Origin of the sequence: Asaia sp. As-1742 (genome assembly GCF_011753235.1) — a bacterium.
Lineage (GTDB): Bacteria > Pseudomonadota > Alphaproteobacteria > Acetobacterales > Acetobacteraceae > Asaia > Asaia bogorensis_B.
Map to the genome: position 1 here is coordinate 323,578 of NZ_VWWA01000001.1, position 23,482 is coordinate 347,059.

27 protein-coding genes are annotated in these 23,482 nt (G+C 60.3%); 21 read left to right on the forward strand and 6 right to left on the reverse strand.

Annotated features, from left to right (window positions below):
* The first annotated feature begins 7 nt into the window (after positions 1–7).
* The 9 genes from dxr to gloA all read left to right on the forward strand — a co-directional run bounded on the left by dxr (position 8) and on the right by gloA (position 9,793).
* The gene (gene dxr / locus F3J08_RS01345) at positions 8–1,210 is read left to right on the forward strand and encodes a 1-deoxy-D-xylulose-5-phosphate reductoisomerase (protein WP_166928127.1); all 1,203 of its coding nucleotides are present in this window, start codon (positions 8–10) and stop codon (positions 1,208–1,210) included.
* Positions 1,203–2,288, forward strand: coding sequence for an RIP metalloprotease RseP (gene rseP, locus F3J08_RS01350; RefSeq protein ID WP_122039859.1), 1,086 nt, complete (start codon positions 1,203–1,205; stop codon positions 2,286–2,288). Before dxr ends, rseP begins: the two co-directional genes overlap by 8 nt.
* A 324-nt stretch (positions 2,289–2,612) precedes the next feature.
* The gene (gene bamA / locus F3J08_RS01355; RefSeq protein WP_370458651.1) at positions 2,613–4,913 is read left to right on the forward strand and encodes an outer membrane protein assembly factor BamA; all 2,301 of its coding nucleotides are present in this window, start codon (positions 2,613–2,615) and stop codon (positions 4,911–4,913) included.
* A gap of 71 nt (positions 4,914–4,984) precedes the next feature.
* On the forward strand, positions 4,985–5,896 hold the full coding sequence (locus tag F3J08_RS01360; RefSeq protein ID WP_166928129.1) for an OmpH family outer membrane protein: 912 nt from the start codon (positions 4,985–4,987) through the stop codon (positions 5,894–5,896).
* 6 nt (positions 5,897–5,902) lie between these two features.
* The gene (lpxD, locus tag F3J08_RS01365; protein ID WP_166928130.1) at positions 5,903–6,964 is read left to right on the forward strand and encodes a UDP-3-O-(3-hydroxymyristoyl)glucosamine N-acyltransferase; all 1,062 of its coding nucleotides are present in this window, start codon (positions 5,903–5,905) and stop codon (positions 6,962–6,964) included.
* Between the two features lie 247 nt (positions 6,965–7,211).
* The gene (gene fabZ / locus F3J08_RS01370) at positions 7,212–7,631 is read left to right on the forward strand and encodes a 3-hydroxyacyl-ACP dehydratase FabZ (protein ID WP_031240655.1); all 420 of its coding nucleotides are present in this window, start codon (positions 7,212–7,214) and stop codon (positions 7,629–7,631) included.
* A gap of 21 nt (positions 7,632–7,652) precedes the next feature.
* Positions 7,653–8,504 carry an acyl-ACP--UDP-N-acetylglucosamine O-acyltransferase gene (gene lpxA / locus F3J08_RS01375; protein ID WP_166928131.1) on the forward strand — a complete coding sequence of 284 codons (852 nt, stop codon included), beginning with the start codon at positions 7,653–7,655 and terminating at the stop codon, positions 8,502–8,504.
* Positions 8,501–9,343 (forward strand): UDP-2,3-diacylglucosamine diphosphatase LpxI domain-containing protein, encoded by an 843-nt coding sequence (locus tag F3J08_RS01380; protein ID WP_166928132.1) that lies wholly within the window; start codon positions 8,501–8,503, stop codon positions 9,341–9,343. Before lpxA ends, F3J08_RS01380 begins: the two co-directional genes overlap by 4 nt.
* A 54-nt stretch (positions 9,344–9,397) precedes the next feature.
* A complete protein-coding gene (gene gloA, locus F3J08_RS01385) occupies positions 9,398–9,793 on the forward strand; it encodes a lactoylglutathione lyase (protein WP_023978520.1) in 396 nt (131 codons plus the stop codon).
* A 74-nt stretch (positions 9,794–9,867) separates the two neighbouring features.
* Here the strand turns inward: gloA and F3J08_RS01390 are convergent, their stop codons facing one another.
* Positions 9,868–10,080, reverse strand: coding sequence for a hypothetical protein (locus F3J08_RS01390; protein WP_166928133.1), 213 nt, complete (start codon positions 10,078–10,080; stop codon positions 9,868–9,870).
* A gap of 148 nt (positions 10,081–10,228) precedes the next feature.
* Here F3J08_RS01390 and rpmH point away from each other — a divergent pair, with 148 nt between their 5' ends.
* The 6 genes from rpmH (at position 10,229) to argB (ending at position 14,470) form a co-directional block, all read left to right on the forward strand.
* The gene (gene rpmH, locus F3J08_RS01395; protein WP_023978518.1) at positions 10,229–10,363 is read left to right on the forward strand and encodes a 50S ribosomal protein L34; all 135 of its coding nucleotides are present in this window, start codon (positions 10,229–10,231) and stop codon (positions 10,361–10,363) included.
* 7 nt (positions 10,364–10,370) lie between these two features.
* Positions 10,371–10,712 (forward strand): ribonuclease P protein component, encoded by a 342-nt coding sequence (rnpA, locus tag F3J08_RS01400; RefSeq protein ID WP_166928134.1) that lies wholly within the window; start codon positions 10,371–10,373, stop codon positions 10,710–10,712.
* Positions 10,709–10,942, forward strand: a complete 234-nt coding sequence (yidD, locus tag F3J08_RS01405; protein ID WP_336717216.1) for a membrane protein insertion efficiency factor YidD — start codon at positions 10,709–10,711, stop codon at positions 10,940–10,942. The genes rnpA and yidD overlap by 4 nt, the downstream gene beginning before the upstream one ends.
* A 164-nt stretch (positions 10,943–11,106) precedes the next feature.
* On the forward strand, positions 11,107–12,876 hold the full coding sequence (gene yidC, locus F3J08_RS01410; protein WP_062164928.1) for a membrane protein insertase YidC: 1,770 nt from the start codon (positions 11,107–11,109) through the stop codon (positions 12,874–12,876).
* On the forward strand, positions 12,873–13,550 hold the full coding sequence (yihA, locus tag F3J08_RS01415) for a ribosome biogenesis GTP-binding protein YihA/YsxC (RefSeq protein ID WP_062164926.1): 678 nt from the start codon (positions 12,873–12,875) through the stop codon (positions 13,548–13,550). The genes yidC and yihA overlap by 4 nt, the downstream gene beginning before the upstream one ends.
* The gene (gene argB, locus F3J08_RS01420; protein ID WP_062164924.1) at positions 13,547–14,470 is read left to right on the forward strand and encodes an acetylglutamate kinase; all 924 of its coding nucleotides are present in this window, start codon (positions 13,547–13,549) and stop codon (positions 14,468–14,470) included. Before yihA ends, argB begins: the two co-directional genes overlap by 4 nt.
* Here the strand turns inward: argB and F3J08_RS01425 are convergent, their stop codons facing one another.
* On the reverse strand, positions 14,471–15,496 hold the full coding sequence (locus F3J08_RS01425; protein WP_166928136.1) for a diguanylate cyclase domain-containing protein: 1,026 nt from the start codon (positions 15,494–15,496) through the stop codon (positions 14,471–14,473). It abuts the gene before it with no gap.
* Between the two features lie 212 nt (positions 15,497–15,708).
* On the opposite strand from F3J08_RS01425, the gene dapD reads away from it, so the two are divergent.
* The 3 genes from dapD to F3J08_RS01440 are packed head-to-tail and all read left to right on the forward strand — an operon-like array spanning position 15,709 to position 18,304.
* Positions 15,709–16,539 (forward strand): 2,3,4,5-tetrahydropyridine-2,6-dicarboxylate N-succinyltransferase, encoded by an 831-nt coding sequence (dapD, locus tag F3J08_RS01430; RefSeq protein ID WP_023978513.1) that lies wholly within the window; start codon positions 15,709–15,711, stop codon positions 16,537–16,539.
* Between the two features lie 2 nt (positions 16,540–16,541).
* Positions 16,542–17,672: a succinyl-diaminopimelate desuccinylase gene (dapE, locus tag F3J08_RS01435; protein WP_370458642.1), complete on the forward strand. Its 1,131-nt coding sequence runs from the start codon at positions 16,542–16,544 to the stop codon at positions 17,670–17,672.
* Complete coding sequence (locus tag F3J08_RS01440; protein WP_166928137.1) at positions 17,669–18,304, forward strand: hypothetical protein; 636 nt, start codon at positions 17,669–17,671, stop codon at positions 18,302–18,304. Before dapE ends, F3J08_RS01440 begins: the two co-directional genes overlap by 4 nt.
* 28 nt (positions 18,305–18,332) lie before the next feature.
* Here F3J08_RS01440 and truA read toward each other — a convergent pair whose 3' ends face one another.
* Genes truA through def form a run of 3 tightly spaced genes read right to left on the reverse strand, consistent with a single transcriptional unit; the run spans position 18,333 to position 20,590 of the window.
* The gene (gene truA / locus F3J08_RS01445) at positions 18,333–19,124 is read right to left on the reverse strand and encodes a tRNA pseudouridine(38-40) synthase TruA (RefSeq protein WP_166928138.1); all 792 of its coding nucleotides are present in this window, start codon (positions 19,122–19,124) and stop codon (positions 18,333–18,335) included.
* Positions 19,114–20,040, reverse strand: coding sequence for a methionyl-tRNA formyltransferase (fmt, locus tag F3J08_RS01450; RefSeq protein WP_166928139.1), 927 nt, complete (start codon positions 20,038–20,040; stop codon positions 19,114–19,116). Before fmt ends, truA begins: the two co-directional genes overlap by 11 nt.
* 4 nt (positions 20,041–20,044) lie before the next feature.
* Positions 20,045–20,590, reverse strand: coding sequence for a peptide deformylase (gene def / locus F3J08_RS01455; RefSeq protein WP_023978509.1), 546 nt, complete (start codon positions 20,588–20,590; stop codon positions 20,045–20,047).
* A 189-nt stretch (positions 20,591–20,779) separates the two neighbouring features.
* Between def and F3J08_RS01460 the strand changes: the two genes are divergently transcribed.
* From F3J08_RS01460 to F3J08_RS01470, 3 genes are all read left to right on the forward strand, one after another.
* A complete protein-coding gene (locus F3J08_RS01460; RefSeq protein WP_023978508.1) occupies positions 20,780–21,277 on the forward strand; it encodes an Hsp20 family protein in 498 nt (165 codons plus the stop codon).
* Positions 21,278–21,361: 84 nt separating this feature from the next.
* Positions 21,362–21,616, forward strand: a complete 255-nt coding sequence (locus tag F3J08_RS01465; protein WP_035443886.1) for a DUF1150 family protein — start codon at positions 21,362–21,364, stop codon at positions 21,614–21,616.
* Between the two features lie 2 nt (positions 21,617–21,618).
* On the forward strand, positions 21,619–21,981 hold the full coding sequence (locus F3J08_RS01470; protein WP_122039872.1) for a RidA family protein: 363 nt from the start codon (positions 21,619–21,621) through the stop codon (positions 21,979–21,981).
* 67 nt (positions 21,982–22,048) lie between these two features.
* Here the strand turns inward: F3J08_RS01470 and rpoN are convergent, their stop codons facing one another.
* Positions 22,049–23,476: an RNA polymerase factor sigma-54 gene (rpoN, locus tag F3J08_RS01475; protein ID WP_166928140.1), complete on the reverse strand. Its 1,428-nt coding sequence runs from the start codon at positions 23,474–23,476 to the stop codon at positions 22,049–22,051.
* Positions 23,477–23,482: the final 6 nt, after the last annotated feature.

Genomic DNA, 23,482 nt, shown 5'->3' on the forward strand with positions numbered 1-23,482 from the left:
TGAGATCATGACCGCCTCACCACGCAGCATCACCGTTCTTGGCAGCACTGGCAGTATTGGCTGCTCGACGATCGATCTCCTGCTGGCTGAACCGGCACGTTTCCAGATCCGGGCGCTTGTCGGCGGCCGCAATGTGGCGCTGCTGGCAGAGCAGGCCATTGCCCTGCGCGCCGAGATTGCTGTCATCAACGACGAGGCCCTGCTCGACGAATTACGCGACCGTCTGAAAGGCCGTGGTGTGCGGGCTGCGGGTGGACGTCAGGCTGTCATTGAGGCGGCTGCGATGGAGGCTGACTGGACCATGGCTGCCATTACAGGGGCTGCGGGACTTGAGCCAACTTTGGCTGCAACGCGTAATGGCCGCGCCATCGCTCTAGCCAACAAGGAAGCGCTTGTCAGCGCCGGTGACGTCATGCTTCGCGAGGTTGCCGCAGCAGGGGCGACCCTTCTGCCGGTTGATTCCGAGCATAACGCCATCTTCCAGAGCCTGACAGGTAGCCCGATCGAGAGCGTGGAGAAGATCGTACTCACGGCGTCTGGCGGCCCGTTCCGCTGCGCCTCGATTGAAACCATGCGTGCGGCAACGCCCGAACATGCTCTGAAGCATCCGACATGGAGCATGGGGGCCAAGATCACGATCGACTCCGCGTCGATGGCCAATAAAGGCCTGGAGGTGATCGAGGCCGCTCGCATCTTCGGCCTGAGCAACGAGCAGATCGACGTGCTGGTTCACCCTCAATCGGCTGTTCATGGCATGGTCCAGTTCCGCGATGGCAGCCTGATTGCACAGCTGGGCGCGCCCGATATGCGCGTACCCATCGCCAACACCCTGGCCTGGCCCGACCGGATGCAGACCAACGCGCCGCGTCTGGATCTGGCTGCGCTCGCCCGTCTGGATTTTGAAGCGCCCGACGAGGTACGCTTCCCCGCGCTACGTCTGGCCCGTGAGGCGCTTTGTGCCGGGGCAGCGTCGCCAACCATATTCTCTGCTGCCAATGAAATCGCCGTTGAGGCGTTTCTTGGCCGTCGCATTGGCTTCCTCGGGATCGGTGACACGATTGCCTATGCGATGGACAAGCTCGGGGCACCTACACTCGATACGCTCGATGAGGTGCTGCACTGGGATGCGGAAGCCCGCCGGGTAGCAGAGGTTTTCGTGTCGCGTGAGCGCAGCAATTCCCTGAACGGTGCGGAGACGCTTCATGCATGAATTTGCGGTGACGATCCTTGCTTTCGCCCTCATTCTGGGGGTGCTCGTTTTTGTGCATGAAATGGGGCACTATCTCGCCGCACGCTGGCGTGGTGTTAAGGTGGATACATTCTCGATCGGTTTTGGTCCTGCGCTTTATCGCTGGCACGATCGTACGGGTACGGAATGGCGCATTTCAGCCATTCCGCTTGGTGGTTTCGTCAAGCCGCATGGATTTGAAGACCCTGAGGACGCGACGCCTGAGCAAAGAGCCTCCTGGATTCCTGGCCAGACATTTCACGACAAGCCAGTTGGCTCGCGCATGCTGGTCATTGTCATGGGGCCTGTATTCAATTTCGTTTTCGCCATCCTGCTTTTCACCGCGCTTTATGTCGCAGTTGGCAAGCCTGAGCTGAAGAATGAAATCGCACAGGTTGTACCTCATAGCGCGGCAGAGAAGGCTGGATTGCAGAAGGGCGATGTCATCACCCGTCTGGGCTCACTGGACGTCTTCAACTTTGCCGATATTCAGGCTCACGCCGTCAAGATGCCGGGCGAAAAGACAACCCTGGGCATTCACCGCGGCGATCAGGATCTCAGTCTGCCGATCACGCTGGATCGTGTGCCGGGCAAGCTCGGCGCCCCCGACACGGGCAGCATAGGCATCATGGCGCAGCTGGTACCAGGCAAGCCGATGGGTTTTGCAAGCGCCTTCACAGCCGGACTACACGAAACCTGGCTTGTTTCTGTGCAGACCCTGCAAGGTGTCTGGCAGATCATTACGGGTCACCGCAGTGCGCGGGAGCTGGGTGGAACGATCCGGATTGCGCAGCTTTCGGGACAGGTGGCGCATTATGGCTTCGCCAGCATCCTTTCCTTCATGGCCCTGCTCTCGATCAATCTCGGGTTGATCAATCTTTTCCCCATTCCTCTGCTCGATGGCGGGCGCCTCGTGTTTTATGTGGCTGAGGCGGTCCGGGGTAAGCCCGTGTCACGCAAGGTGCAGGAGATCAGCTATCAGGCTGGCTTCGCTATTATCGCAGCGCTCTTCCTGTTTTCCACCTTCAACGATCTATCGAATCTCGGTCTGTTTCGATAGGAAAACGCTGAGCGCGGCCACGCCTGACACAGAGTGTTACGACACTTCATGAGGCGGGGCGCTTGCTCAGGGGGGATAAACCGGATACGTCCGGGGAAGCGGGGCTGGATTAGGCCGTCGCTTCGTTGCATAAATTTAAATTGTCTGAAATAAACCTTCACGTCGGGTTGATGAAGTTAAGGAACGTCCGTCTTGTCAGGTAAACGCCTCGTTCTTCTTGCTTCGGTTTGCATACTCCCTGTTTGGGCAGGGAAGGCCGAGGCTCAGAAAACCCGCCGTCCGTCGCATCACCACGCAGCCGCCCCACGGCAGGCCAACGGGCAGATGATCGAGGCGATCGACGTGAAGGGTAACACCCGCATCGAAACCAGCACCGTGCTCTCCTATATGGTGGTGCAGCCCGGTGACCGTTTCAACCAGGACGATCTCGATCGTTCGCTCAAGACGCTGTATGCGACCGGCCTTTTCAAGGACGTGACGCTGCGCCGCACGGGCGGCACGCTGACCGTGGACCTTGTAGAGAACCCCATTGTCAATCGCATTGCCTTTGAGGGCAATCATGCGGTGAAGGATGAGGATCTGCGCAAGGAAATCGCCATGCGACCGCGCGCCGTGTTCTCCTCGCAGGCGGCTGCGGCTGATCGTCAGAAGCTGCTCGATCTTTATGCCTCAAAGGCCCGTTTCGGGGCGACCGTTACGCCGCAGATCATCAAGCTGTCGCATAACCGTGTCGATGTGATCTTCAAGATCAACGAAGCGCGCCAGACCCTGATCAACAAGGTCGTGTTCGTCGGCAACAAGGCGTTCAGCGAAGCCCGTCTTGCCTCTGTGATCTCGTCCAAGGAGACCGAGTGGTATCGCTTCTTCTCCTCATCGGATGAATATAACCCCGAGCGTGTGAAGTACGATGCCGAATTGCTGCGTCGCTTCTATCTGCATAATGGTTATGTCGATTTCCACATGATCAATGCGACGGGTGAACTCTCACCTGACCGCAAGAACTTCATCATCACCTTCACGGTGGATGAGGGGCCGCGTTATCGCATTGGCAAGATGGATGTGCGTTCCAGCCTTCGTCACGTCGAAGGGAAGGATCTCAAGCAGTACATCGATCTGTTCCCGCACCAGTGGTACGATGGCACAGCCATCCAGAACAACGTGACGGGTATGCAGGAGCGTCTGCAGGCGACAGGCCATCCGTTTGCGATGGTTCGTTCCGAAATTGCCCGTAATCCTGAAAAACGCATCGTCGATCTGCTGTTCGATGTGAACGAAGGGCCGCATGTCTATGTCGAGCGCATCGACATCAACGGCAACACCGTTACGAAGGACAAGGTCATCCGTCGTGCGCTGCCCATGGCAGAGGGCGACCCGTACACCCCGTTCGATCGTAAGTACTCCAAGGCTGCGCTTCAGGATCTCGGCTATTTCAGCACGGTTTCCGTTGACCAGACCCAGGGTTCGGCACCGGATAAGGTGAACGTTGCGGCCAATGTGGTCGAGAAGCCGACCGGCGAATTTTCGCTTGGTGGTGGTTACTCGACCGACGTGGGTATTCTCGGTAACGGCTCGGTCAAGCAGCATAACCTGCTTGGCACGGGCATGGATGCCGGCATCTCCGGAACGGTCGCGTATTATCAGAAGCAGGTCGATCTTTCGCTGACCGATCCCTACTTCCTGAATCGCAATATCGTTGCAGGTATCGATATCTTCGGTATCGAAAACAACTATCAGACCTATCAGTCCTATAAAGAGGGCCGTTATGGTATGACGCTGCGCATGGGGTATTCGTATAACAACTACCTCTCGCAATCCTGGAGCTACTCGCTGATCGATCGTCGCGTCGGCAACATCTTCAGCCAGAGCGATATCGAGACCTATGGCTATCAGTATGTCCCGTCCTATTACGTGCAGGATTCGGCAGGCTGGTCGTTGCTCTCGCAGTTGAGCACCACACTGACTTATGACCGTCGCGACAACCGCATGCGCCCGCGCAAGGGCTATGTGCTGAACCTGAGCGGCGATTTCGCCGGTGTGGGTGGCGACGTGAAGTATCTGCGTGCCAAGTTCGACGGCCAGTATTATGTGCCGCTCGATTCCGTGACCGGTAACCATGACTGGGGCCTGCAGTTCAAGGGCGGCGTCGGCTATATGGGCGACTGGTCCAAGAGCAGCAATGTCAGCATTATCGACAACTTCTATCTTGGTGGTGAAAACCTCCGCGGCTTCCTGCAGGGTGGTGCCGGTCCGCGTACGGGCCATACAAGCATCGATAATCCGCGGCCGGGTCAGGAAGATCTGATCGGTGGTCGCTTCATCTACACGGCGTCTGCCCAGCTCAACTTCCCGCTGCCCATGGGTGAGGATGTCGGGATTTCCGGACGTTACTTTGTCGATGCCGGTAGCCTTGCAGGGCTGCGCGTCAAGAATCTCTACACCAACCCCGCGCAGGCCAGATACACGCCTGTCACGGGTAACACGCTCACACCGCGTGTCACCACGGGTCTCGGTATCTCCTGGAAAAGCCCGTTCGGCCTCGTGAATATCGACGCCGCCGTGCCGATCCGCAAGTCGCGCAACGACCGTCTCTACCCGATCCGTTTCGGCTTCGGGCAGCAATTCTGATCTCCGCTTACCGCTCTGTGCTATCGCCCGCCAAGAAGGCGATAGCCACCCGGTCTTGAACAGAGGTTTCCATGTCCATTTTCTCGGCAGCCCGTCTCGTGGCTGCTTCGGCATTGCTCGCTTCCGTCAGCCTGCCGAGCCTGGCCCAGGCACAATCTGCCCAGAACGCCTCCGGCAACGGTGGCTGGTTCGTCCCCAAGGCAGCCCAGCAGCCAGCTCCTGCCGCGCCGCATCCGGTTCGTCGCGTTCCTGTTGCGCAGCCTGTGGCGCAGGACTCTGACGAGCCGATGCAGCAGCCGGAAACACCGCCCGTTCTGCCTCAGCCCCCTATTCCTGACTCGCCCGATCTGCCCAAGGCTGCACCGCCGCCGGCCGCCCTGCTTGGCGTGATCAGCATTCCGACTGTCATGCGTCTCTCCAGCGCGGCCGCCGAGGCACAGCGTGTTCTGGGCGAGCGCCGCGACAAGCTCGCCGCCGCGGCCCAGAAGGAGCAGGCTGGCTGGCGCGCCGAGCAGCAGAAGCTGCAGGAAAGCGCCCGCACGCTGACTTCAGAACAGATTCAGCTGCGTGAGCGTCACCTGCAGGAGCGTCGCGCCAAGGCGCAGCGTGACTTCGCCAATCGCGCTCGCATCATTCAGGAAGCGGCCAACGTTTCCCTGAACCAGATCGAGCGTGAGCTGGTCCGTATCGTGCGTCAGGTTGCTGCATCCCACAGCATGAACCTCGTTCTGCATAGCGAACAGGTCGCCCTGCATGTCGATGGTCAGGACATCACGGAAGAGACAGCCAAGGTTCTGAACAAGATCCTGCCGCATGTCTTTATTCCGGCTGAGGATGTCGATCCTGAAGTGCTGGCGAAGTCGGGCAAGATGCCGACCACTGCGGATGAAGATACGAACTCTCAGGTCGGCCCGGGCCCGGCAGCAACGCCGGATGCTTCTGCGCCGCAAGCTGCTCCTGCCTCCATCCTCAGAAAGCACTGATAAGTCATGACGCTTTCCCTGCCAGATGCTCTTCCCGGCGACCCCCGCTTCTTTGGGCGTCAGGGACCGTTTTCAATCCAGTCGCTTGCCGAGTGGGCGGATGCCGAGATTGTGGGGCAGGGTGAGGCAGGTCAGCGCATGTTGCGTGGTGTGGCGCCCCTCCAGGCGGCCACCGCGCAGGAAGTGAGCTTTCTGGATAACAGGCGCTATCTGCCGCTCCTGGCAGAAACCAGGGCGGGTGCCGTCATTCTTGCACCGGCTTTCAAAGACAAGCTTCCCGAGGGCGTTGTCGGGCTGGTCAGCAAGTCACCTTACCTTGCCTGGGCTCGTATCGCCGCCCGTTTCCACCCGGTGCCCCCATCGTGTCCCGGCGTGCATGCGACGGCGTTTGTCGATGAAAGCGCTGTCCTGGGAGAGGGCGTCGAGATCGGCCCGTTTGCAACGATCGGCGCCAATGTGCAGATCGGGGCAGGGAGCGTCATCGGTTCTCACGCCGATGTGGCGCAGGGTGTCGTGATTGGCGCATCGTGCCGCATCGGCGCGCATGTCTCACTGTCTCATGCCATTCTTGATGATCGTGTCACCCTGTATCCGGGTGCGCGTATCGGACAGGACGGCTTCGGCTTTGCTGTCGGACCGGCCGGGTTCGAGACCGTCCCACAGCTGGGACGAGTCATTCTGGGTCATGATGTCGAGATCGGTGCAAACTCGACCATTGACCGTGGTTCCATGCGCGACACGGTAATCGGGGCGGGAACGCGCATCGATAATCTCGTCCAGATTGGCCACAATGCGCAGCTTGGTCGTTGCTGTATTGTGGTATCGCAGGCCGGCATTTCCGGTTCGACGGAACTGGGCGACTTTGTCACGATCGCCGCTCAGGCTGGTCTGATCGGTCATATCAAGATCGGCGAAAAGGCCCGTATTGGCGCACAATGCGGTGTAATGTCGGATGTCGAGGCTGGTGCAGATGTTATTGGCAGCCCGGCCATGCCCTTCCGCGAGTTTTTCCGCAATGTTGCCTTTCTGCGCAGACTGGCCAAGAAGGACGGCAAGCCCGACGCCTGAGCACCATCGGTCGGGCAGTGGTCATGACTACAGAGTTTTGCTAGAAGCAGGCGGACACGTTAAACCTGTTGTCATGTAACTGACAATTGGGCGCGGTTGGCAGGGCTGACCCGCTCAGGAACGAGAAGTGAGCAGAACATTGGACGCCTCTGCGGAAGAGAAAAACAAGGAAGTAACGGCGCAGGCCGGCACGGCTGACAACGGCGCAGCCGAGGTCGCAACGGTGGATATCGAAGCTATCGATATCATGCGTATCATGGCCGCTATCCCGCATCGCTACCCCTTCCTGATGATCGACAAGATGGTCGACATCAAGCTTGGTGAGTCGGCAACCGGCATCAAGAACGTCACCATCAACGAGCCTTTTTTCACCGGGCATTTTCCGGCGCAGCCCGTCATGCCGGGCGTGCTCATTGTCGAAGCCATGGCCCAGACAGCGGCAACGCTGGTCGTTCTGACACTGGGTGAGGCTTTTGAAGGCAAGCTCGTCTATTTCATGACGATCGAGGGTGCCAAGTTCCGCCGGCCGGTCGGCCCCGGTGACCAGCTGCACATCACTGTCGTGAAGGAGCGTGCCCGAGCCAATGTGTGGCGTTTCAAGGGCGTTGCACGCGTCGATGGCGTGTCGGTTGCCGAGGCGACCTTCAGCGCCATGATCATGGGTTAAAACAGCTTCGTGGATCGTTCCGTGTCAAATTGGCCCAGCACTGTCAGCATTCATCCCAGCGCCCTGGTCGCACCCGAGGCGATACTGGGTGAGAATGTCACCATCGGGCCCTGGTGTTCCGTTGGCCCCGATGTCTCGATCGGTGAGGGGGCCCGCCTTCATGCCAATGTCATCATCGACGGGTTGACCGAGATCGGTGCGCGGGTTGAAGTCTTCCCCTTCGTGACGATCGGTCTTGCGCCGCAGGACCTCAAATACAAGGGCGAGCCGACACGCTGCGTGATTGGCGCCCATACCGTCATTCGTGAAAACGTGACAATCCATCGCGGCACGGCGCAAGGAACGGCGCTTACCCAAATCGGCTCGCACTGTCTGATCATGGCGAATGCCCATGTCGCGCATGACTGCATGATCGGTGATGGCGTGATCATCGTGAACAATGTGGTCATGGGCGGGCATGTCGAGATTGGCGATGGCGCCCGTGTCATGGGGGCGGCTGCGCTGCACCAGTTCGTGCGTATCGGTCGCGGTGCGCTGGTTGGTGGCGTATGCGGTGTCGAAGCTGACGTCATTCCCTATGGCAGTGTGCTCGGTAACCGGGCACGTCTCGTAGGATTGCACTGGATCTGGCTGCGCCGCCAGGGCGTCAGCGCCGAGGAAATCCAGCAGATGCGTCGCGCTTTCCGCGTTCTTTACCCGCGCACTGGCCGCAATGAGCAGGTGCTCGAAGCCCGTCTTGCGGCTGTGAAGCGTGACTTTCCTGACAGCCCTCGTGTGCAGGAAATCATCGCTTTCATGGAAGTCCAGAGCCGGCGTGGTCTTGTCCGCGCCGCCAGCCCTGCGCAGCTCTCCGCCGAGACGGAGGGCGTGTGACTGCCGCACCGGTCGGTATTCTGGCAGGGGGTGGTCCGCTCCCTTTCCAGGTGGCCGATTCAGTGCGCGCCCAGGGGGGCGAGGTTTTTATCATCGGGTTTCAGGATTTTGTTGATCCCGATCTGATCCGTGCCTGGCCACATCGTATCATCCGTCTGGCTGCGGCGGGCGAAATTCTCTCCACACTTCGTGCTGCCGGTTGCCGCGATATCGTGCTTATCGGCCCGGTAAAGCGACCGGCCCTGCGTGATCTGCGCCCCGACGCGGAAGGTGCGCGTCTGCTCGCGCGGGTTGGGCGCGCGCTCTTCTCCGGTGATGACGGGTTGCTCGGCGCGCTCGTGCGGATTTTCGGTGAAGAGGGCTTTCGCGTCCGTGGCGCCCATGAATTTCTGACCCGCTCGCTCGGTCGCCCTGGCGCCATGGGGCGTTACGCACCGGATGATCTTGCATTGAGCGATATCAGACGCGGTGTTGCTGTCGTGCGTGGGCTGGGTGCGCTGGATATCGGGCAGGGGTGCATCGTGCAGGATAGCCTCGTTCTTGCTGTCGAGGCTATCGAAGGGACGGATGCCATGATTGCGCGGGCAGGGGGGCTGCGCCAGCCTGGCCCCGGTGGCGTGCTGGTGAAGATGCTGAAACCCGGCCAGGAAAAGCGGGCCGACATGCCGACGATTGGCCCTCAAACCATCCGGAACGCCGCCACTGCCGGATTGCGTGGCATCGCGTTCGAGACGGGAGGCACCCTTCTGACGGATCCGGCCGCCTGCGAGGCAACCGCCGACCGCTCAGGTCTGTTTCTCTATGGTCTGAGCCCGGCCGAACTGCTGGGCGCTGACTGATCATCCTGTCCGGTGTGCTGCGCATTCCGGACCCAACTGCCCGGGAGAGCCACAATGGCAAGCTATCTGCACACGATGATACGCGTTCAGGATCTCGATAAGAGCGTTGCTTTCTACAAAATTCTGGGGATGCGTGAGATCCGTCGTCGCGAAGTGCCCGATGGTCGCTACACGCTGGTCTATATGGGGTTCAACGACAACGCCCATGGTGAGGCGGAAGTCGAGCTCACCTATAACTGGGATCAGGAAGGTCCTTACGAGCTCGGGACGGGCTTCGGGCATTTTGCGATCGGCGTGCCTGATGCGGCCCGTACCGTCGAGACGGTCCGAAGCAATGGCGGCAAGGTCACGCGCGAAGCTGGGCCAGTCAAGTTCGGCACAACAATCATCGCCTTCGTTGAAGATCCCGATGGCTACAAGATCGAGATCATCCAGAAGGACACGTTCTGAGGGAGAGATCGGGCGGGTGCATGACTCACCCGCCTTGCGCCTCGCCCGGACATGGGGCGGGGCGTCTGGTGACCCTAGTTCGCCACGCGCGAGCGCTTGAGGCGTTCGGTCGCCTTTTCCAGTGCTTTGACGATGCTGGCGGCGTGCCGTTTGACTGCCTCGTCACCATGCGACGTTAACAGGTCGGCAGCGAGAAGGGCAGTCGCCAGATCGTTGCGCAGATCATGACGAAGCGTTTTCAGCCTCGTCTCGGCATCGGTTGGTGGCGTTTCATCGCGCAGTGTCATGGTCAGACTCCTTGATTTGATTGACAGCGCAGTTTCAGGCCCGTAAAAGCCCGCGCACAGAGGAAGATGGCGTCAGCCTTGTGTCGTCTTCTTGTCGGGGGTGGAGCCAGGGGCCTCACCATCATTCATTGCCTTGAGGAATGACGCCATGAAGCGTACATATCAACCGTCCAAGCTCGTCCGCAAGCGTCGCCACGGCTTCCGTGCACGTATGGAAACCGTCGGTGGCCGTCGCGTCATCAACAACCGTCGCGCCAAGGGCCGCAAGAAGCTGTCGGCCTGATTCCGACTTGGCGGGTCTGCCTCAAAAACTTCGGAAAAGACCCGAATTTCTTCGGGTTGCGAGCCGCGGGCGCAAGGTCGCCACATCGGGGCTCGTGCTTCAGGTTCTGAAGACCGAAGACGAGGCGCCGGCCCGCGTCGGCTACACGGTTACCAAAAAAGTCGGGAACGCCGTTGTGCGTAACCGCACCCGCCGCCGCCTTCGGGCGGCGTTGGCGCATGTGGCGCAGGACCATGCGTTGAGCGCAGTGGATCTGGTGCTCATTGGCCGCGATTCGACACGTGGCCGGCCCTTCGGCAAGCTGCTTGCCGATCTCGAACATGCCTTGAAAAAAGGTCAGGCCCTGTGATCGGCCTGGGCAGAAAGCTTCTGCTTTCGTGCCTGCTCGGCGGTCTGCATGTCTATCGCCGCTATATCAGTCCCCAACTCGGTACGAACTGCCGGTTTCACCCCTCCTGCAGTGCCTATGCCCAGGAGGCGTTGCGCCGACACGGTCTGGTGCGCGGGATATGGTTGACTGTGAAGCGACTGCTGCGCTGTCACCCCTATTGTCGCGGCGGATATGACCCCGTGCCCTGAACGGGGCGGCTTTGGATGGTTGCAAGGGGCTGTAAAACGCCTAATTCACCTCCGCCCTATTGTTTTGTGACCCGATTTCGGTCACTTCAACGGCTGCGACCGTGGCATCCTGCCGCCGGGCGCGCAGAATTGTTTACTTTCATGGAAAGACCGGCACTCGGCTGATGGATATCAAGCGCATCCTGGTGGCAACCAGTCTCTCGCTCGCGATCGTGGTCGGCTTCGATTATTTCGTGCCTCAGCACGCAAAGAAAGATGCTGAAACCCAGACGGCCGGGCAGGTTCAGGGCAAACAGCCCCAAGCTGATGGCAAGGTTTCGGCCCTGCCTGTTGCCGCGCCGGGCGGCGCACCTGCCAATGGGCCTGCCGTTCCCAACGGACCGGCTGGACGCATTGCCATTGAGGGGCCGGATGCAACCGGATCCTTCAGCCTGCGCGGGGCCCGTTTCGACAATCTGGTGCTCACGCATTATTTTGAGACGCTGGACAAGAACTCGCCGCTCGTTCGCCTCCTGGAAACAGATGAGGGTCCGCAGCCGAGCTTTGTCGAACTGGGCTGGCAGGCGCCGTCAGGCTCTACGATACGCCTGCCGGATGCCAATACCGACTGGTCGAGCGATGACAAGACGCTCTCTCCCGACCACCCGGTTTCCATGCAGTGGGATAACGGTCAGGGTCTGATTTTCCGAATTCAGATCAAGCTTGATCGTCGCTATCTTTTCGCGATTACCCAGAGTGTCGAGAACAAGGCCGGTGGGCCGGTTTCTCTCACGCCCTATCAGCGCGTCGAGCGTGATTACAAGCCGCTCGAAACTGGCGGTATGATCGTGCAGGAAGGCCCGCTTTCTGTCATGAATGACCGTCTGGACGAGGAATCCTACAAGACCATGCGCAAGGGCGCTGGCAAGCCCGACAACACCGCCTGGTCGGCTGATGGCGTGGGTGGCTGGGCCGGTATCACCGACAAGTACTGGCTGACAGCCATTATCCCCGACCAGAAGGCTGCGGTGACCGTACGGTATCGCTACGTGCCCAACGCCAAGGAAGGCTCGTATATTGTCGATACGCTCTCGAGCCAGCCGATCCAGATCGCGCCGGGTTCGAATGTTGCCACGACAAGCATGATTTTTGCCGGTGCGAAGGAAGTCAATCTCCTCGACCAGTACACCGACGATCTGCATATTCCCTATTTTTACAAGGCCGTAGATTTCGGCTGGTTTGCGTTCCTGACGCGCCCGATGTTCCATGTGCTGCACTGGCTCTACAGTCATGTCGGCAATTTCGGCATCGCCCTGCTGATCCTGACCCTGATCATCAAGCTGATCCTTTACCCCCTGGCGACGAAATCCTTCGCCTCGATGGCGCGTATGCGCACGCTGGCCCCCCGTATCCAGGCCATTCGTGAGCACAACAAGGGCGATCAGCTGGCGCAGAACCAGCAGATCATGGCGCTCTACAAGGAAGAGGGTGTCAATCCGGCGGGAGGCTGTCTGCCGCTGCTCGTTCAGGCCCCGGTTGCTTTCTGCCTTTACAAGGTGCTGAACATCACCATCGAGATGCGTCACGCGCCCTTCTATGGCTGGATCCGCGATCTGTCAGCGCCCGACCCGACCACCATTTTCAATCTGTTTGGCCTGCTGCCATTCAACCCGAGCTTCATGCCCGAGATGCTCCATATCGGCATCTGGCCCATCCTGTTCGGCTTCACCATCTGGCTGATGCAGCGTCAGAGCATGGTGAGCATGGATCCGGCGCAGCAGAAGATCATGCAGTTCATGCCGGTCATCTATACGATCTTCCTTGGTCGTATCTCGGCAGGTATCATCATTTACTACACATGGAACAACGTACTCAGCTATGGTCAGCAGAAGCTGATCCAGAGCCAGATCGATCGTGCCCAGAAGAAAGGCGGAAAGGCCGTCAGCAAGTCGTGAGCCAGAAAGAAGATCCGACAGTCTTCAGTGACGAGCAGATCGAGGAAGGTCGTCTGCTTTTCGCATCGGAATGCGAATTCTTTTTCGGTGCGCAAAAGCTCGACCAGCTTCCCCCGCTTGCCGGTCCGGAAGTGGCCTTTGCCGGTCGCTCCAATGTGGGCAAGTCAAGCCTCATCAATGCCCTGACCGGACGTAACAGACTGGCCCGCGCCTCTTCCGAGCCGGGACGCACCAAGCAGCTCAATTTCTTCAATCTTGGCGATCGTCTCGCTCTGGTGGACATGCCGGGTTATGGCTTTGCCAAGGCGGCCAAGTCGGTCAAGGAAGAATGGCAGACCATGATGTTTGCCTATCTGCGCGGACGCCCGACGCTCACGCGCGTTTTTCTGCTGCTCGACTCCCGTATCGAGCTGAAGCAGGCGGACCGCGACGTGATGGAAATGCTCGACCGTGCGGCAGTGCTGTTTCAGGTCGTGCTGACCAAGGCAGATTCGATGGGGCCGAACAAGCTCAAGGCCAAGATGGCCGAGGTGCAGGCCGTGCTGGCCAAACATGCTGCGGCCTATCCACATATCGCGACTACCAGCAGCGAGACCGGGCTGGGCATCGAGACATTGCGTGCCGAGATCGCCCGGCTTATCGCTGGTGCGTCACCTGAGGGGATGCAGGGATGAGTAAGGATATCCCGGAGCTGACGCTTCCGGACATGAATGATGAGGGGCAGCAGCAGGCGGCTCTTCTGGCCAGCGCATTGCCGTTTCTGCGGCGCTATGCGGGCGATACCATTGTCGTTAAATACGGCGGAAACGCCATGGGCAAGGATCATCTGTCCAGCGCTTTCGGGCGCGATATTGCCTTGCTGAAGCTCGTGGGCATCAACCCCATCGTCGTGCATGGCGGCGGCCCGCAGATCAGCGCCATGCTCAAGCGCCTGAACATTGAATCCCGCTTTGTCGATGGCCTGCGCGTGACCGATCAGGCGGCGATCGACGTGATCGAGATGGTGCTTTCGGGCAGCGTCAACAAGCAGGTGGCCGATCTCATCAATCGCGCCGGGGCTCTGGCTGTTGGCATTTCGGGCAAGGATGGTGGCCTGTTGCAGGCGCGAAAGCTTCTGCATTACAGCCGCGACGCCCGCTCGGGCAATGATGAGGCGCAGGATCTCGGTTTCGTGGGTGAGCCCGTCAAGATCGACCCCCGTGTTCTGTTTTCCCTGCTGGGTTCAGGGCTTATTCCCGTCATCGCGCCGGTTGGCGTGGGCGAGAAGGGCGAGACCTATAATATCAATGCCGACACGGCGGCTGGTGCCATCGCTGGTAGCGTCAATGCGTCGCGCCTGCTGATGTTGACCGATGTGGCAGGTGTGCTTGACGAAAATGGCAAGCTCATTCCCGAACTGACGGCTGATGAGGCGCGTCGCCGCATTGCCGACGGGTCAATATCGGGTGGCATGATTCCCAAGGTCGAGACCTGTCTCGCTGCGGTCAAGGCAGGTGCCAGTGCGGCTGTGATCCTCGACGGTCGTGTGCCTCATGCCTGCTTGCTGGAGCTTTTCACGCATAAGGGATCAGGCACGCTCATCCGCGCCGCCTGATCACGCGCTTTCATGCGCGAAATACCAGTCCAGGTTTTCCTCTTGGGCAATCGAGAGAGCCATGCGGGCTCTCTCGAAAAACACATCGAGCGTATCATGCGATCCCGGCTCACGCGTCACGAGCCCGATCTTGACCGAAACAAGCGGATTGGCGCCGGCTGAGCACATATATTTACGCCGGCAGATCTGTTCGGCCCGCTCGACCGAGGCAAAACGGTCTCCGCCATCGAGCCAGAGAACAAAGCTTTCACGATCCAGCTGTCCCATCAGATCTGTCGGTCGTATGGCGCGTTGGAGAAAACTGATGGCGTCACGCACATGGGCGATCTGTTCCACAGCTTCATCGGCCTCGACCGTTTCGCTGGGTGTATGAAGCAAGCCATAGAAACTTACGAGCATGAGCGTGGCCGGGATCTGCTCGCGGTCCAGCCGTGCAAAACGCCGCTCAACCTTTTCACGAAATAGCGACCAGACTGGCAGATGGGTCAGTGGATCGAAGGGAAGGGCACGCAGGAGCGCACGATAGCGATGATCCACCTCGATCATGGCCGCCGCGGTCTGTGCCAGCGTGTTGAGGATACGGCGGCACGATGCCGTGCGCCGGCGCGACATGCGACATCCATAATAGACGACTAAGCCAATCTCTCCCTGATGGCGTATCTCCGCAATGGCACGCAGGCAAAGATTGGTGGTGGTTCTGATGCCGCCCAGACGGCTGCGGAAATCGCCGTCGCGTATCGGCCACGAGTGGAGGATATGGATTTGCGGTTCAGTGGGCGGCGGTATGACAAGGGGGCCTGAACTCATGATCAGGCCGCGCTCAGGACGTGTGACGAGGCAGAAATGATCGAAGGCCAGCTTGAGGCCTTCAGGCACTGAGATGGCAGATCGCAGGAGTTCCATCAATGTGGCCTCAAGCGTGGTCTCATCTGACGAAGGGGATCTTCTCTGGGGGGTATTCCTGAAAGCGCGTGACAGGCGAACACGAGCCGAGCGCATGATGTCGGAAAAATTGGCGTCCATCATGATCGTTCCTGGAACTCGGAAGGCGGCCTGTCGGGCCAGTGACGAGAAGCCGACCTATATAGTGCGGCCTTGGCGCTGACGGCTTACTACTACTATAGGTCGCGGTATTTAATTACTCCTTAATGCCTCGTTTGAGGAAGATTCGTTGACTTCCGGGTGCGTCCTGAGCATGGTCCGCTCACTTGGGTAACCCTGTTAGAGGATGGCTGATAATGCCTGTTTCAGATCTGCGCACCGTGATCGACTCCCTGTGGGAGCGTCGAGACACGCTCAACGCCCATACGGAAGGTGAGGCGCGTGAGGCGATCGAACAGGCCCTGACATCACTCGATGAGGGCAAGCTGCGCGTGGCCGAACCCACGGATGGTGGCTGGGTTGTACATGAGTGGCTCAAGAAGGCGGTGCTGCTTTCCTTCCGTATTACGGATAGCCGCGTGGCCGAACGTGCCTGCGGGGGCGTCCCCGGCTTTGACAAGGTGCCCCTGAAGTTCGACGGCTGGGACCAGTTCCGTTTTGCAGAGGCCGGGTTCCGCGCCGTGCCGGGCGCCATCGTACGTCGCTCGGCCTATATCGCCCCCGGCGTGGTGCTGATGCCAAGCTTCGTCAATGTCGGGGCGCGTGTGGATAGCGGCACGATGGTTGACACCTGGGCCACCGTGGGCTCCTGCGCCCAGATCGGCAAGAACGTCCATATCAGCGGCGGTGCCGGTATTGGCGGCGTGCTTGAGCCGCTCCAGGCGGCCCCTGTGATCATCGAGGATGATTGCTTTATCGGCGCGCGTTCCGAAGTGGCCGAAGGCGTAGTTGTCGAGCGCGGCTCCGTGCTCTCCATGGGCGTGTTCATTGGTGCCTCCACCAAGATTGTCGATCGTGCCACCGGCGAGATCTTCATGGGTCGTGTGCCGGCCTATTCCGTCGTTGTGCCGGGCACGCTGCCGGGTCGTACCCCCGATGCGCCGCATCTGGCCTGCGCCGTCATCGTCAAGCGGGTGGATGAACGCACGCGTTCAAAGACCTCCATCAACGAATTGCTGCGCGACTGATTGTGTCGCTCGATGCCGTGACCCTGGCGGGCCAGCTGATTGCCTGCCGTTCCGTAACCCCGGCGGATGACGGGGCTATGGATGTCCTGTCCCGCACGCTTGAGGGGATGGGCTTTACCTGCGAGCGGGTCGATTGCGGCCCGGAGGGTGAGCGCACGCCCAACCTCTTTGCACGGCTTGGCGCATCGGGGCCGCATCTCTGCTTTGCAGGACACACTGATGTTGTGCCGCCTGGGCCAGGTTGGGTGCATGACCCGTTTGGTGCCCAGCACGCTGATGGCATGCTGTACGGGCGCGGTATTGCCGATATGAAGGGCGGCATCGCCGCCTTTGTAGGGGCTGTCGCCTCTTTGCTGGCCGAGCGCCCGCTCAAGGGGTCTGTCAGCTTTCTGATCACCGGGGACGAGGAAGGGCCGGCACTGCACGGCACGAAAGAAGTCCTTCCCTGGATGGTGGCGCATGGGCATCGTCCCGATTTCTGCCTTCTGGGCGAGCCCACCAATCCCGCCCGGATGGGTGAGGTCATCAAGATCGGGCGTCGTGGCAGCCTCAATGCCTGGATCACTGTCGAGGGTGTGCAGGGTCATGTGGCCTATCCGCATCTCGCTGATAATCCGGTGCATCGCCTGCTGCCTATACTGAGCGAATTGACCGGACGTGTTCTGGATGAGGGCAATGCGCATTTTGCACCCTCATCGTTGCAGGTTGTCAGTGTGGATGTCGGCAATCAGGCGACCAATGTCATTCCTGCCAGGGCCACGGCGCTGCTGAACATCCGGTTCAATACGGCCCATAAGGGGGACGATCTGGCTGCCTGGATCAGGGAGGTGGTTTCGCGTCATGCGCCTGCCGGTCATGTCGAGGCCAGCATCAGCGGTGAGGCGTTCCTGACCACGCCCGGTGCGCACGTCGAAGCCCTCTCCAGTGTCATCGCCCGTCGTACGGGGCGTGTGCCTGCCCTCGATACAGGCGGCGGCACGTCTGATGCGCGGTTCATAGCGTCCTATTGCCCTGTGGCGGAATTCGGTCTTGTCGGTGCGACCATGCATAAGGCAGACGAATGTGTGGCGATTGCCGATCTGGAAATGCTTGTCCTGATCTATCGTGATTTTCTTGAGGCCTTCGGATTGTGACACCCGGTTCAACTCCTCCGGCGGAAACCCCTGGTGGTGCCGCAACACGGATCATTCGTGGCGTGGTGCGTCTGGGCCGGGGCAAGGCCGAAGGGATCGAGTCTTTCGGCAATACGCCTGAAGCTCTTCTATCGGCGATTGCACCGAGTGCCGCCCTTTTTCTGGTTCTGGCCCTGTCGCAATTCGTGCAGGGATATGATGCCACTGAGGTCACCAAGGTTCTGATCCTGATCACGGCGCTGCTACTGCGTCTCGTGGTTTCGCAGGCTTTGGCTTCGGTCTGGGGGAAGGCGGAGGGCTGGCTGCGCTACGCTACGGCATTGCTGTGGTCAGCATGGCTGCCGATGGTGTTGTCTCTGGTGGTATTGAGCATCGCGCAGATCATCATGCCCGGTATCGTGACCTCACGCCCTGCGCTGGCTGTCATCATGATTGGCATCGAGGCCTATGAGTTCTGGCTCTCGTGGTTCGTGGCCAGATCCGGGCTGGGGCTCAAGGGCGGCCAAGCGGCACTGCTCGTAGTTGCAGTAAACCTTGCTGTGGCGTCGCTCTATCTCATCGCCATTGCGCTGCCGCCGCATTACAACGCGCTCAAGGAACTGATGGGCCCTCTGCCCAAGCCGCATCCGTGATTGCCCGATCTGCGGCGCAGGGCTGGGCTCAGGTGAACGGGTCCAGCTCGTAGCCCACACCGATCAGGCACAGGCCGTCCGGCGGGGCCGTGGGGCCAGCGACGCGCCGGTCGCAGGCCTCGAGAACGTCACGGATACGGGCGACCGGCCACTGGCCGCTACCGACAAGCTGCAACGAACCCGCCAGATTGCGCACCTGATGATGCAAAAAGGACCGGGCTTCCACATCCAGTCGCACAAACGTCCCCTCGCGGGTGACATCCAGTCGGTCCAGCGTGCGGATCGGGCTGCTCGCCTGACAGGATGCGGCTCTGAACGATGAGAAATCATGCCGCCCCAGCAGGCTCTGGGCTGCCTCATGCATCGCCTCGGCATCGAGGGGGCGCCGTACATGCCATACGTGATTGAGGTCGATCACCGGGCGGGTAGGGCGGTTGAGAATGGTGTAGCAATAACGACGCGAGATGGCGGAGAACCGCGCATGCCAGCCCGGGCGCGCCTGTGCCGCCTCCAGGACCGCCACGCGATTCGGTTTGAGGTGAAAGCTGACGCCGTCACGTATCTGTCGCGCATCGAGACGCGGGTCATCCGGCAGGTCGAGTTGCACCACCATGGAAGAGGCATGCACCCCCGCATCGGTGCGCCCCGCCGTGGCCGTCATGACGGGGGCGTCCCCAACCAGGCGCGATGCGGCTTCTTCCAGCAGGCCCTGCACCGACACTCCGTTGTTCTGACGCTGCCAGCCGACGAGCCCCGTGCCGTCATATTCGATTCTTAGCGCCCAGCGGCGATATCCGCTGGCCGGTTCATCACTGCCCAAGACACGTGCCTTTTGGCATGGGGGTGCCACGCAGATAATCGGTCGCGTTCATCATCGCTTTGCCGGGGCGCTGGAGCCGCAGAATCCGCAGGGCATCGTCACCGCATCGTACCGTCAGCGCATCATCCAGAACTGTGCCGGCCGGGACATTCGCCCCACTTGAAGCAGCGAGCGGGACAAGGTTTGCCTCACCGATCTTGAGTACAGTCCCGTCCTGTGTAGTGAAGGCACCCGGCCAGGGCGTCAGACCGCGTATCTGGCGGTCGATGATCGTCGCAGGCTGGTTCCAGTCGATGCGGCCTGTCTCGCGGGTGAGTTTCTCGGCGTAGGTCACGCCCTCTTCAGGCTGCGGAACCGGGGCAAAGGGACGGCGCAGCGTCTCGAGCAGCAGTTCCGCACCCAGAAAGCTGAGGCGATCATGCAGTGTCGAGGCAGTTTCGGTGAGGGACAGATCCACTGCGGCTTCCGCCAGCACATCGCCGGTGTCCAGCCCTGCATCCATCTGCATGATCGACACACCCGAGCGGCGGTCACCGGCCAGGATGGCTGACTGAATGGGCGAGGCACCCCGCCAGCGCGGCAGCAGGCTTGCATGGATATTGAGACAGCCCAGTTTCGGAGCATCGAGCATACGCTGGGGCAGGATCAGCCCATAGGCGACCACAATGGCGCAATCGGCCTGGAGGGACTCGAAAAAAGCGAGTTCCTCCTCGTTTTGCCGGATCCTGACGGGGGAGCGCACGGCGATGCCCTCGGCCTCGGCTGCGCTCTGAACGGGTGAGGGACGCAGCGCCTTGCCGCGCCCGGCCGGACGCGGGGGCTGGGTATAGACCTGCACCACCTCATGCCCGGCGGCGATCAGCGCCTTGAGAACCGGCACCGAGAAATCAGGCGTGCCCATAAACACCAGACGCATGGTTTCAGCGGCCCTTCTGTTCCTTGGCGAGGCGGCGCATGATCATGTTGCGCTTGAGCTTGGAAAGGTGGTCGACAAACAGGATACCGTCGAGATGGTCGATTTCGTGCTGAAGGCAGGTGGCCAGCAGGTCATCGGCCTCCATCTCGATCACTTCACCCTCGAGATTACGATAGCGCATCCGCACGCTCAGGGGGCGGATGACCTCTGCATACTGGTTGGGCAGAGAGAGGCAGCCTTCCTCGCGGGCGGCGAGCTGCTCGGATTCTTCTATGATTTCGGGGTTGATGAGCACCATCGGGTTGCGCTCGCCCTCATCGGCCACATCAACGAGCGCAAAACGCAGGCCCAGACCGATCTGCGGGGCAGCAAGGCCGATACCCGGCGCCTTGTACATGGCAGAGAACATGCCCGGCAGGTGGGACTTGACGAGAGCCATGTCGTCAGCCGTGACCTCACGGGCGACCGCCCGCAGCACGGGCTGCGGCGCAACAAGGATGGGCGTGGGCGTAATGGACTCGATGTCCGGGAGGAAGGAGAGCGCTGTCATGATGGAGCGGATGTAATCGGTCAGGTGCCGGAAAACCAGTTCTAAACGGGGCATAAACCTCAAAGAACAGCAATTCCTGCAAGGGCTCTTGCTTGCACCACGCACCAAACATGACCATATCGGGAAAGTGATCCGGCGCCGCAACCTAGGGCTGGATCCTGTTACCGTCTCGCTCATGGAGGAGGCTGCATGTCAGGCCGTCTGTTTACGTCACCCATGTTTCTCGGTTTCGATCATCTGGAGCAGATGCTCGAACGGGCCTCGAAAACAGCCTCTGATGGCTATCCCCCCTATAATATCGAGCAGCTGAACCAGACCACCCTGCGTATCACACTGGCCGTCGCCGGGTTCGTGATGGACGATTTGCATATCACGCAGGAAGATAACCAGCTGGTTATTCGAGGGCGTCAGACTGACGACAGTCAGGGCCGCGTGTTCCTGCATCGTGGCATTGCCGCACGTCAGTTTCAAAAGGCGTTTGTTCTGGCCGAAAACATCGAGATTGGCGAAGCCTGGCTCGATAACGGCCTGCTCTACATCGATCTGTTCCGCCCCCAGCCCGAAGTGCGAGTCAAGCGCATCGAGATCAGCGCCGGGCGTCGCGAGACGGGTGTGACGCGTGCCACCCATATCGAAATGCCCAAACCCCGTCGCACTCGCGCCATACGCGATCTTGACGACGATTGAGGACGATCAGGGCCTTATTCGGGCAACTGGCGAGATGACCAGCCCGGTACCGTCATGGTATTGGGCTGAAAAGAGAGAAAAGCGATGAGAAAAAACACGCGCGATGATGCCGGAAATGACGCACCCGCCCCGGTTGCCGATCTGCGCCGCATGTCGCATGACGATTTGAAGGCGTTCGGGATGAGCCATGTCGCCTATGTCAAACCCGTGGTTTACGAGGGCGAAGCTGCCTTTGCGATCCATGCGGCGGATGGCACCCCGATGGCGCTGGCAGAGGACCGTTCGAGCGCCTTCGAAGCCATTGTCGACCATGAAATGATTCCGGCCTGGGTACACTGACCATGACAACCACGCCTGACACCATCCAGCGTTACGCCGAGGAACACCGCCTGAGCGGGGCGGTGCGTCATGGTAATACACTCTATCTGGCAGGGCAGGTTGCAGATGACGCATCGCTCGATACCGAAGGCCAGACTGCCGATATCCTGCGTCAGATCGATGTACTCCTGACCGAGGCAGGCACGGACAAGACCAAGCTTCTCTCGGTGCAGGTCTATCTGACCGATATCACCGAGATTGATGCGATGAATCGCGCCTGGGATGCCTGGCTCGACCATGACCATAAACCGGCACGGGCGACCGTCGAGACGCGCCTCGTCGATCCGGCATGGTCTGTAGAGATCACGGCTATCGCCGCCATCTGAGCGGCCATCCCGTTCGGTTACCCTATGCTTGCGCCAAGCGACGCGGCATGAGGGTGCGAGCAATGCATTACGAGGCCATTCGGGCTCTCATGCGAAAATCCCGGCGCCTCTGCGCCGAGCCTGCAATGCCAAGGGCTTCGCGATACTTGGCGACTGTGCGTCGCTGGATGGCGATGCCGCCTTGCTGGAGCATCAGGGTAATCGCCTCATCGGACAGGATCGAATCAGCAGTCTCGGCTGAGACGAATTGCCTGATCCGGTTTTTCACCGCCTCGGCACTCGTCTGGTCCGATTCATCGCCCAGGCCGGTGGAAAAGAACCGCCGCAAAGGAACCACGCCATGCGGCGTGCCGATCATGCGTGTCGCTGTGACGCGACTGACGGTGCTTTCATGTAGTCCCGTCACCTCGGCAATACGGGCCAGGGTCAGAGGGCGCAGGGCGTCGATACCGTCATGCAGGAACTGGATCTGATGACGCGCGATTGCGGTGCAGATCAGCAGGAGCGAGCGCGCACGTTGCTCGACAGCGCGTAACAGTTTTTGCGCTTCCTGCTTCTTTTCCTGGGCCCAGCCACGGGCTTCGCGATCAGCGGTCTGTAACCGCCGATACAGGCGCTCATCAATTGTCAGCCCCGGCCATGTGGCCTCGTTGAGCACGACAACAGGCTCTCCCTCGACAAGATGAATGAACAGATCCGGCGCGGGCTCGGGGGGCGGGGGATCGAACCCTGCGCCGGGTCTGGGATCGCAACCGCGTAGTTCCTGCAGCAGCTCGGCATAGTCCTGGCTGTCGAGGCCACATGCTTTTTGCAGACGTTCATGTTCGCCTCGGGCGAGCCAATCGAGATGACCCAATAGCGTGGTAACTGCAGGATCGAGGCGATTCCTTGCCTTGAATTGGGCGGCGAGGCATTCGGCCAATGACGTAGCGAAACATCCGGCTGGCTCGAAAAGCAGCATGATACTGCGCACCTGCTCGATGCTTTCCATCGATACGCCGGTAAGCGCGGCCAGATCGGGTATGGCAGTATCGAGGCGTCCCGATTCATCCATCGCGTCGAGCAGGGTCAGGGCGATATGACGCACGGCTGGCTGCGTAAAGGCCTTGTTGATCTGCCAGATAAACTGCTCAAGGCGTGTCGGCGCAGGGGCCGATGGCTCATGGCTGGTCGGTTCGTCACTGTCGTACACGCCATGACGTAGGACGGGGTCATCATCCCAGGAGGCGGCATCGCGCCAGTCACTGTCATCAGGCATAAGATCGCCCGGCAGATCGCCATCCCGCCAGTCCGGGTGGGTCATCGTGTCGGGTTCCGTGCTGCCGGCTTCTCCCGCAGGGGGGCTGACAAGCAGGAGCGGATTGGCTTCGGCCAGAAGAGAGAGTTCGGCCAGCAATTCATGGTTCGAAAGCTGCAACAGGCCGATTGCCTGTTGCAGCTCCGCGGTCATGACAAGACCAGCGGTCTGACGCGCCTGAAGCGTGAGGCGCGCCATCAGGAC

Excerpts from the sequence above, each read along its gene's own strand:
- dxr (WP_166928127.1), top strand. The coding sequence starts at position 8 with ATGACCGCCTCACCACGCAGCATCACCGTTCTTGGCAGCACTGGCAGT.
- rseP (WP_122039859.1), top strand. The coding sequence starts at position 1,203 with ATGCATGAATTTGCGGTGACGATCCTTGCTTTCGCCCTCATTCTGGGG.
- bamA (WP_370458651.1), top strand. The coding sequence starts at position 2,613 with ATGATCGAGGCGATCGACGTGAAGGGTAACACCCGCATCGAAACCAGC.
- F3J08_RS01360 (WP_166928129.1), top strand. The coding sequence starts at position 4,985 with ATGTCCATTTTCTCGGCAGCCCGTCTCGTGGCTGCTTCGGCATTGCTC.
- lpxD (WP_166928130.1), top strand. The coding sequence starts at position 5,903 with ATGACGCTTTCCCTGCCAGATGCTCTTCCCGGCGACCCCCGCTTCTTT.
- fabZ (WP_031240655.1), top strand. The coding sequence starts at position 7,212 with ATGCGTATCATGGCCGCTATCCCGCATCGCTACCCCTTCCTGATGATC.
- gloA (WP_023978520.1), top strand. The coding sequence starts at position 9,398 with ATGGCAAGCTATCTGCACACGATGATACGCGTTCAGGATCTCGATAAG.
- F3J08_RS01390 (WP_166928133.1), bottom strand. The coding sequence starts at position 10,080 with ATGACACTGCGCGATGAAACGCCACCAACCGATGCCGAGACGAGGCTG.
- rpmH (WP_023978518.1), top strand. The coding sequence starts at position 10,229 with ATGAAGCGTACATATCAACCGTCCAAGCTCGTCCGCAAGCGTCGCCAC.
- yidC (WP_062164928.1), top strand. The coding sequence starts at position 11,107 with ATGGATATCAAGCGCATCCTGGTGGCAACCAGTCTCTCGCTCGCGATC.
- argB (WP_062164924.1), top strand. The coding sequence starts at position 13,547 with ATGAGTAAGGATATCCCGGAGCTGACGCTTCCGGACATGAATGATGAG.
- F3J08_RS01425 (WP_166928136.1), bottom strand. The coding sequence starts at position 15,496 with ATGATGGACGCCAATTTTTCCGACATCATGCGCTCGGCTCGTGTTCGC.
- dapD (WP_023978513.1), top strand. The coding sequence starts at position 15,709 with ATGCCTGTTTCAGATCTGCGCACCGTGATCGACTCCCTGTGGGAGCGT.
- fmt (WP_166928139.1), bottom strand. The coding sequence starts at position 20,040 with ATGCGTCTGGTGTTTATGGGCACGCCTGATTTCTCGGTGCCGGTTCTC.
- def (WP_023978509.1), bottom strand. The coding sequence starts at position 20,590 with ATGACAGCGCTCTCCTTCCTCCCGGACATCGAGTCCATTACGCCCACG.
- F3J08_RS01460 (WP_023978508.1), top strand. The coding sequence starts at position 20,780 with ATGTCAGGCCGTCTGTTTACGTCACCCATGTTTCTCGGTTTCGATCAT.
- F3J08_RS01465 (WP_035443886.1), top strand. The coding sequence starts at position 21,362 with ATGAGAAAAAACACGCGCGATGATGCCGGAAATGACGCACCCGCCCCG.
- F3J08_RS01470 (WP_122039872.1), top strand. The coding sequence starts at position 21,619 with ATGACAACCACGCCTGACACCATCCAGCGTTACGCCGAGGAACACCGC.
- rpoN (WP_166928140.1), bottom strand. The coding sequence starts at position 23,476 with ATGGCGCGCCTCACGCTTCAGGCGCGTCAGACCGCTGGTCTTGTCATG.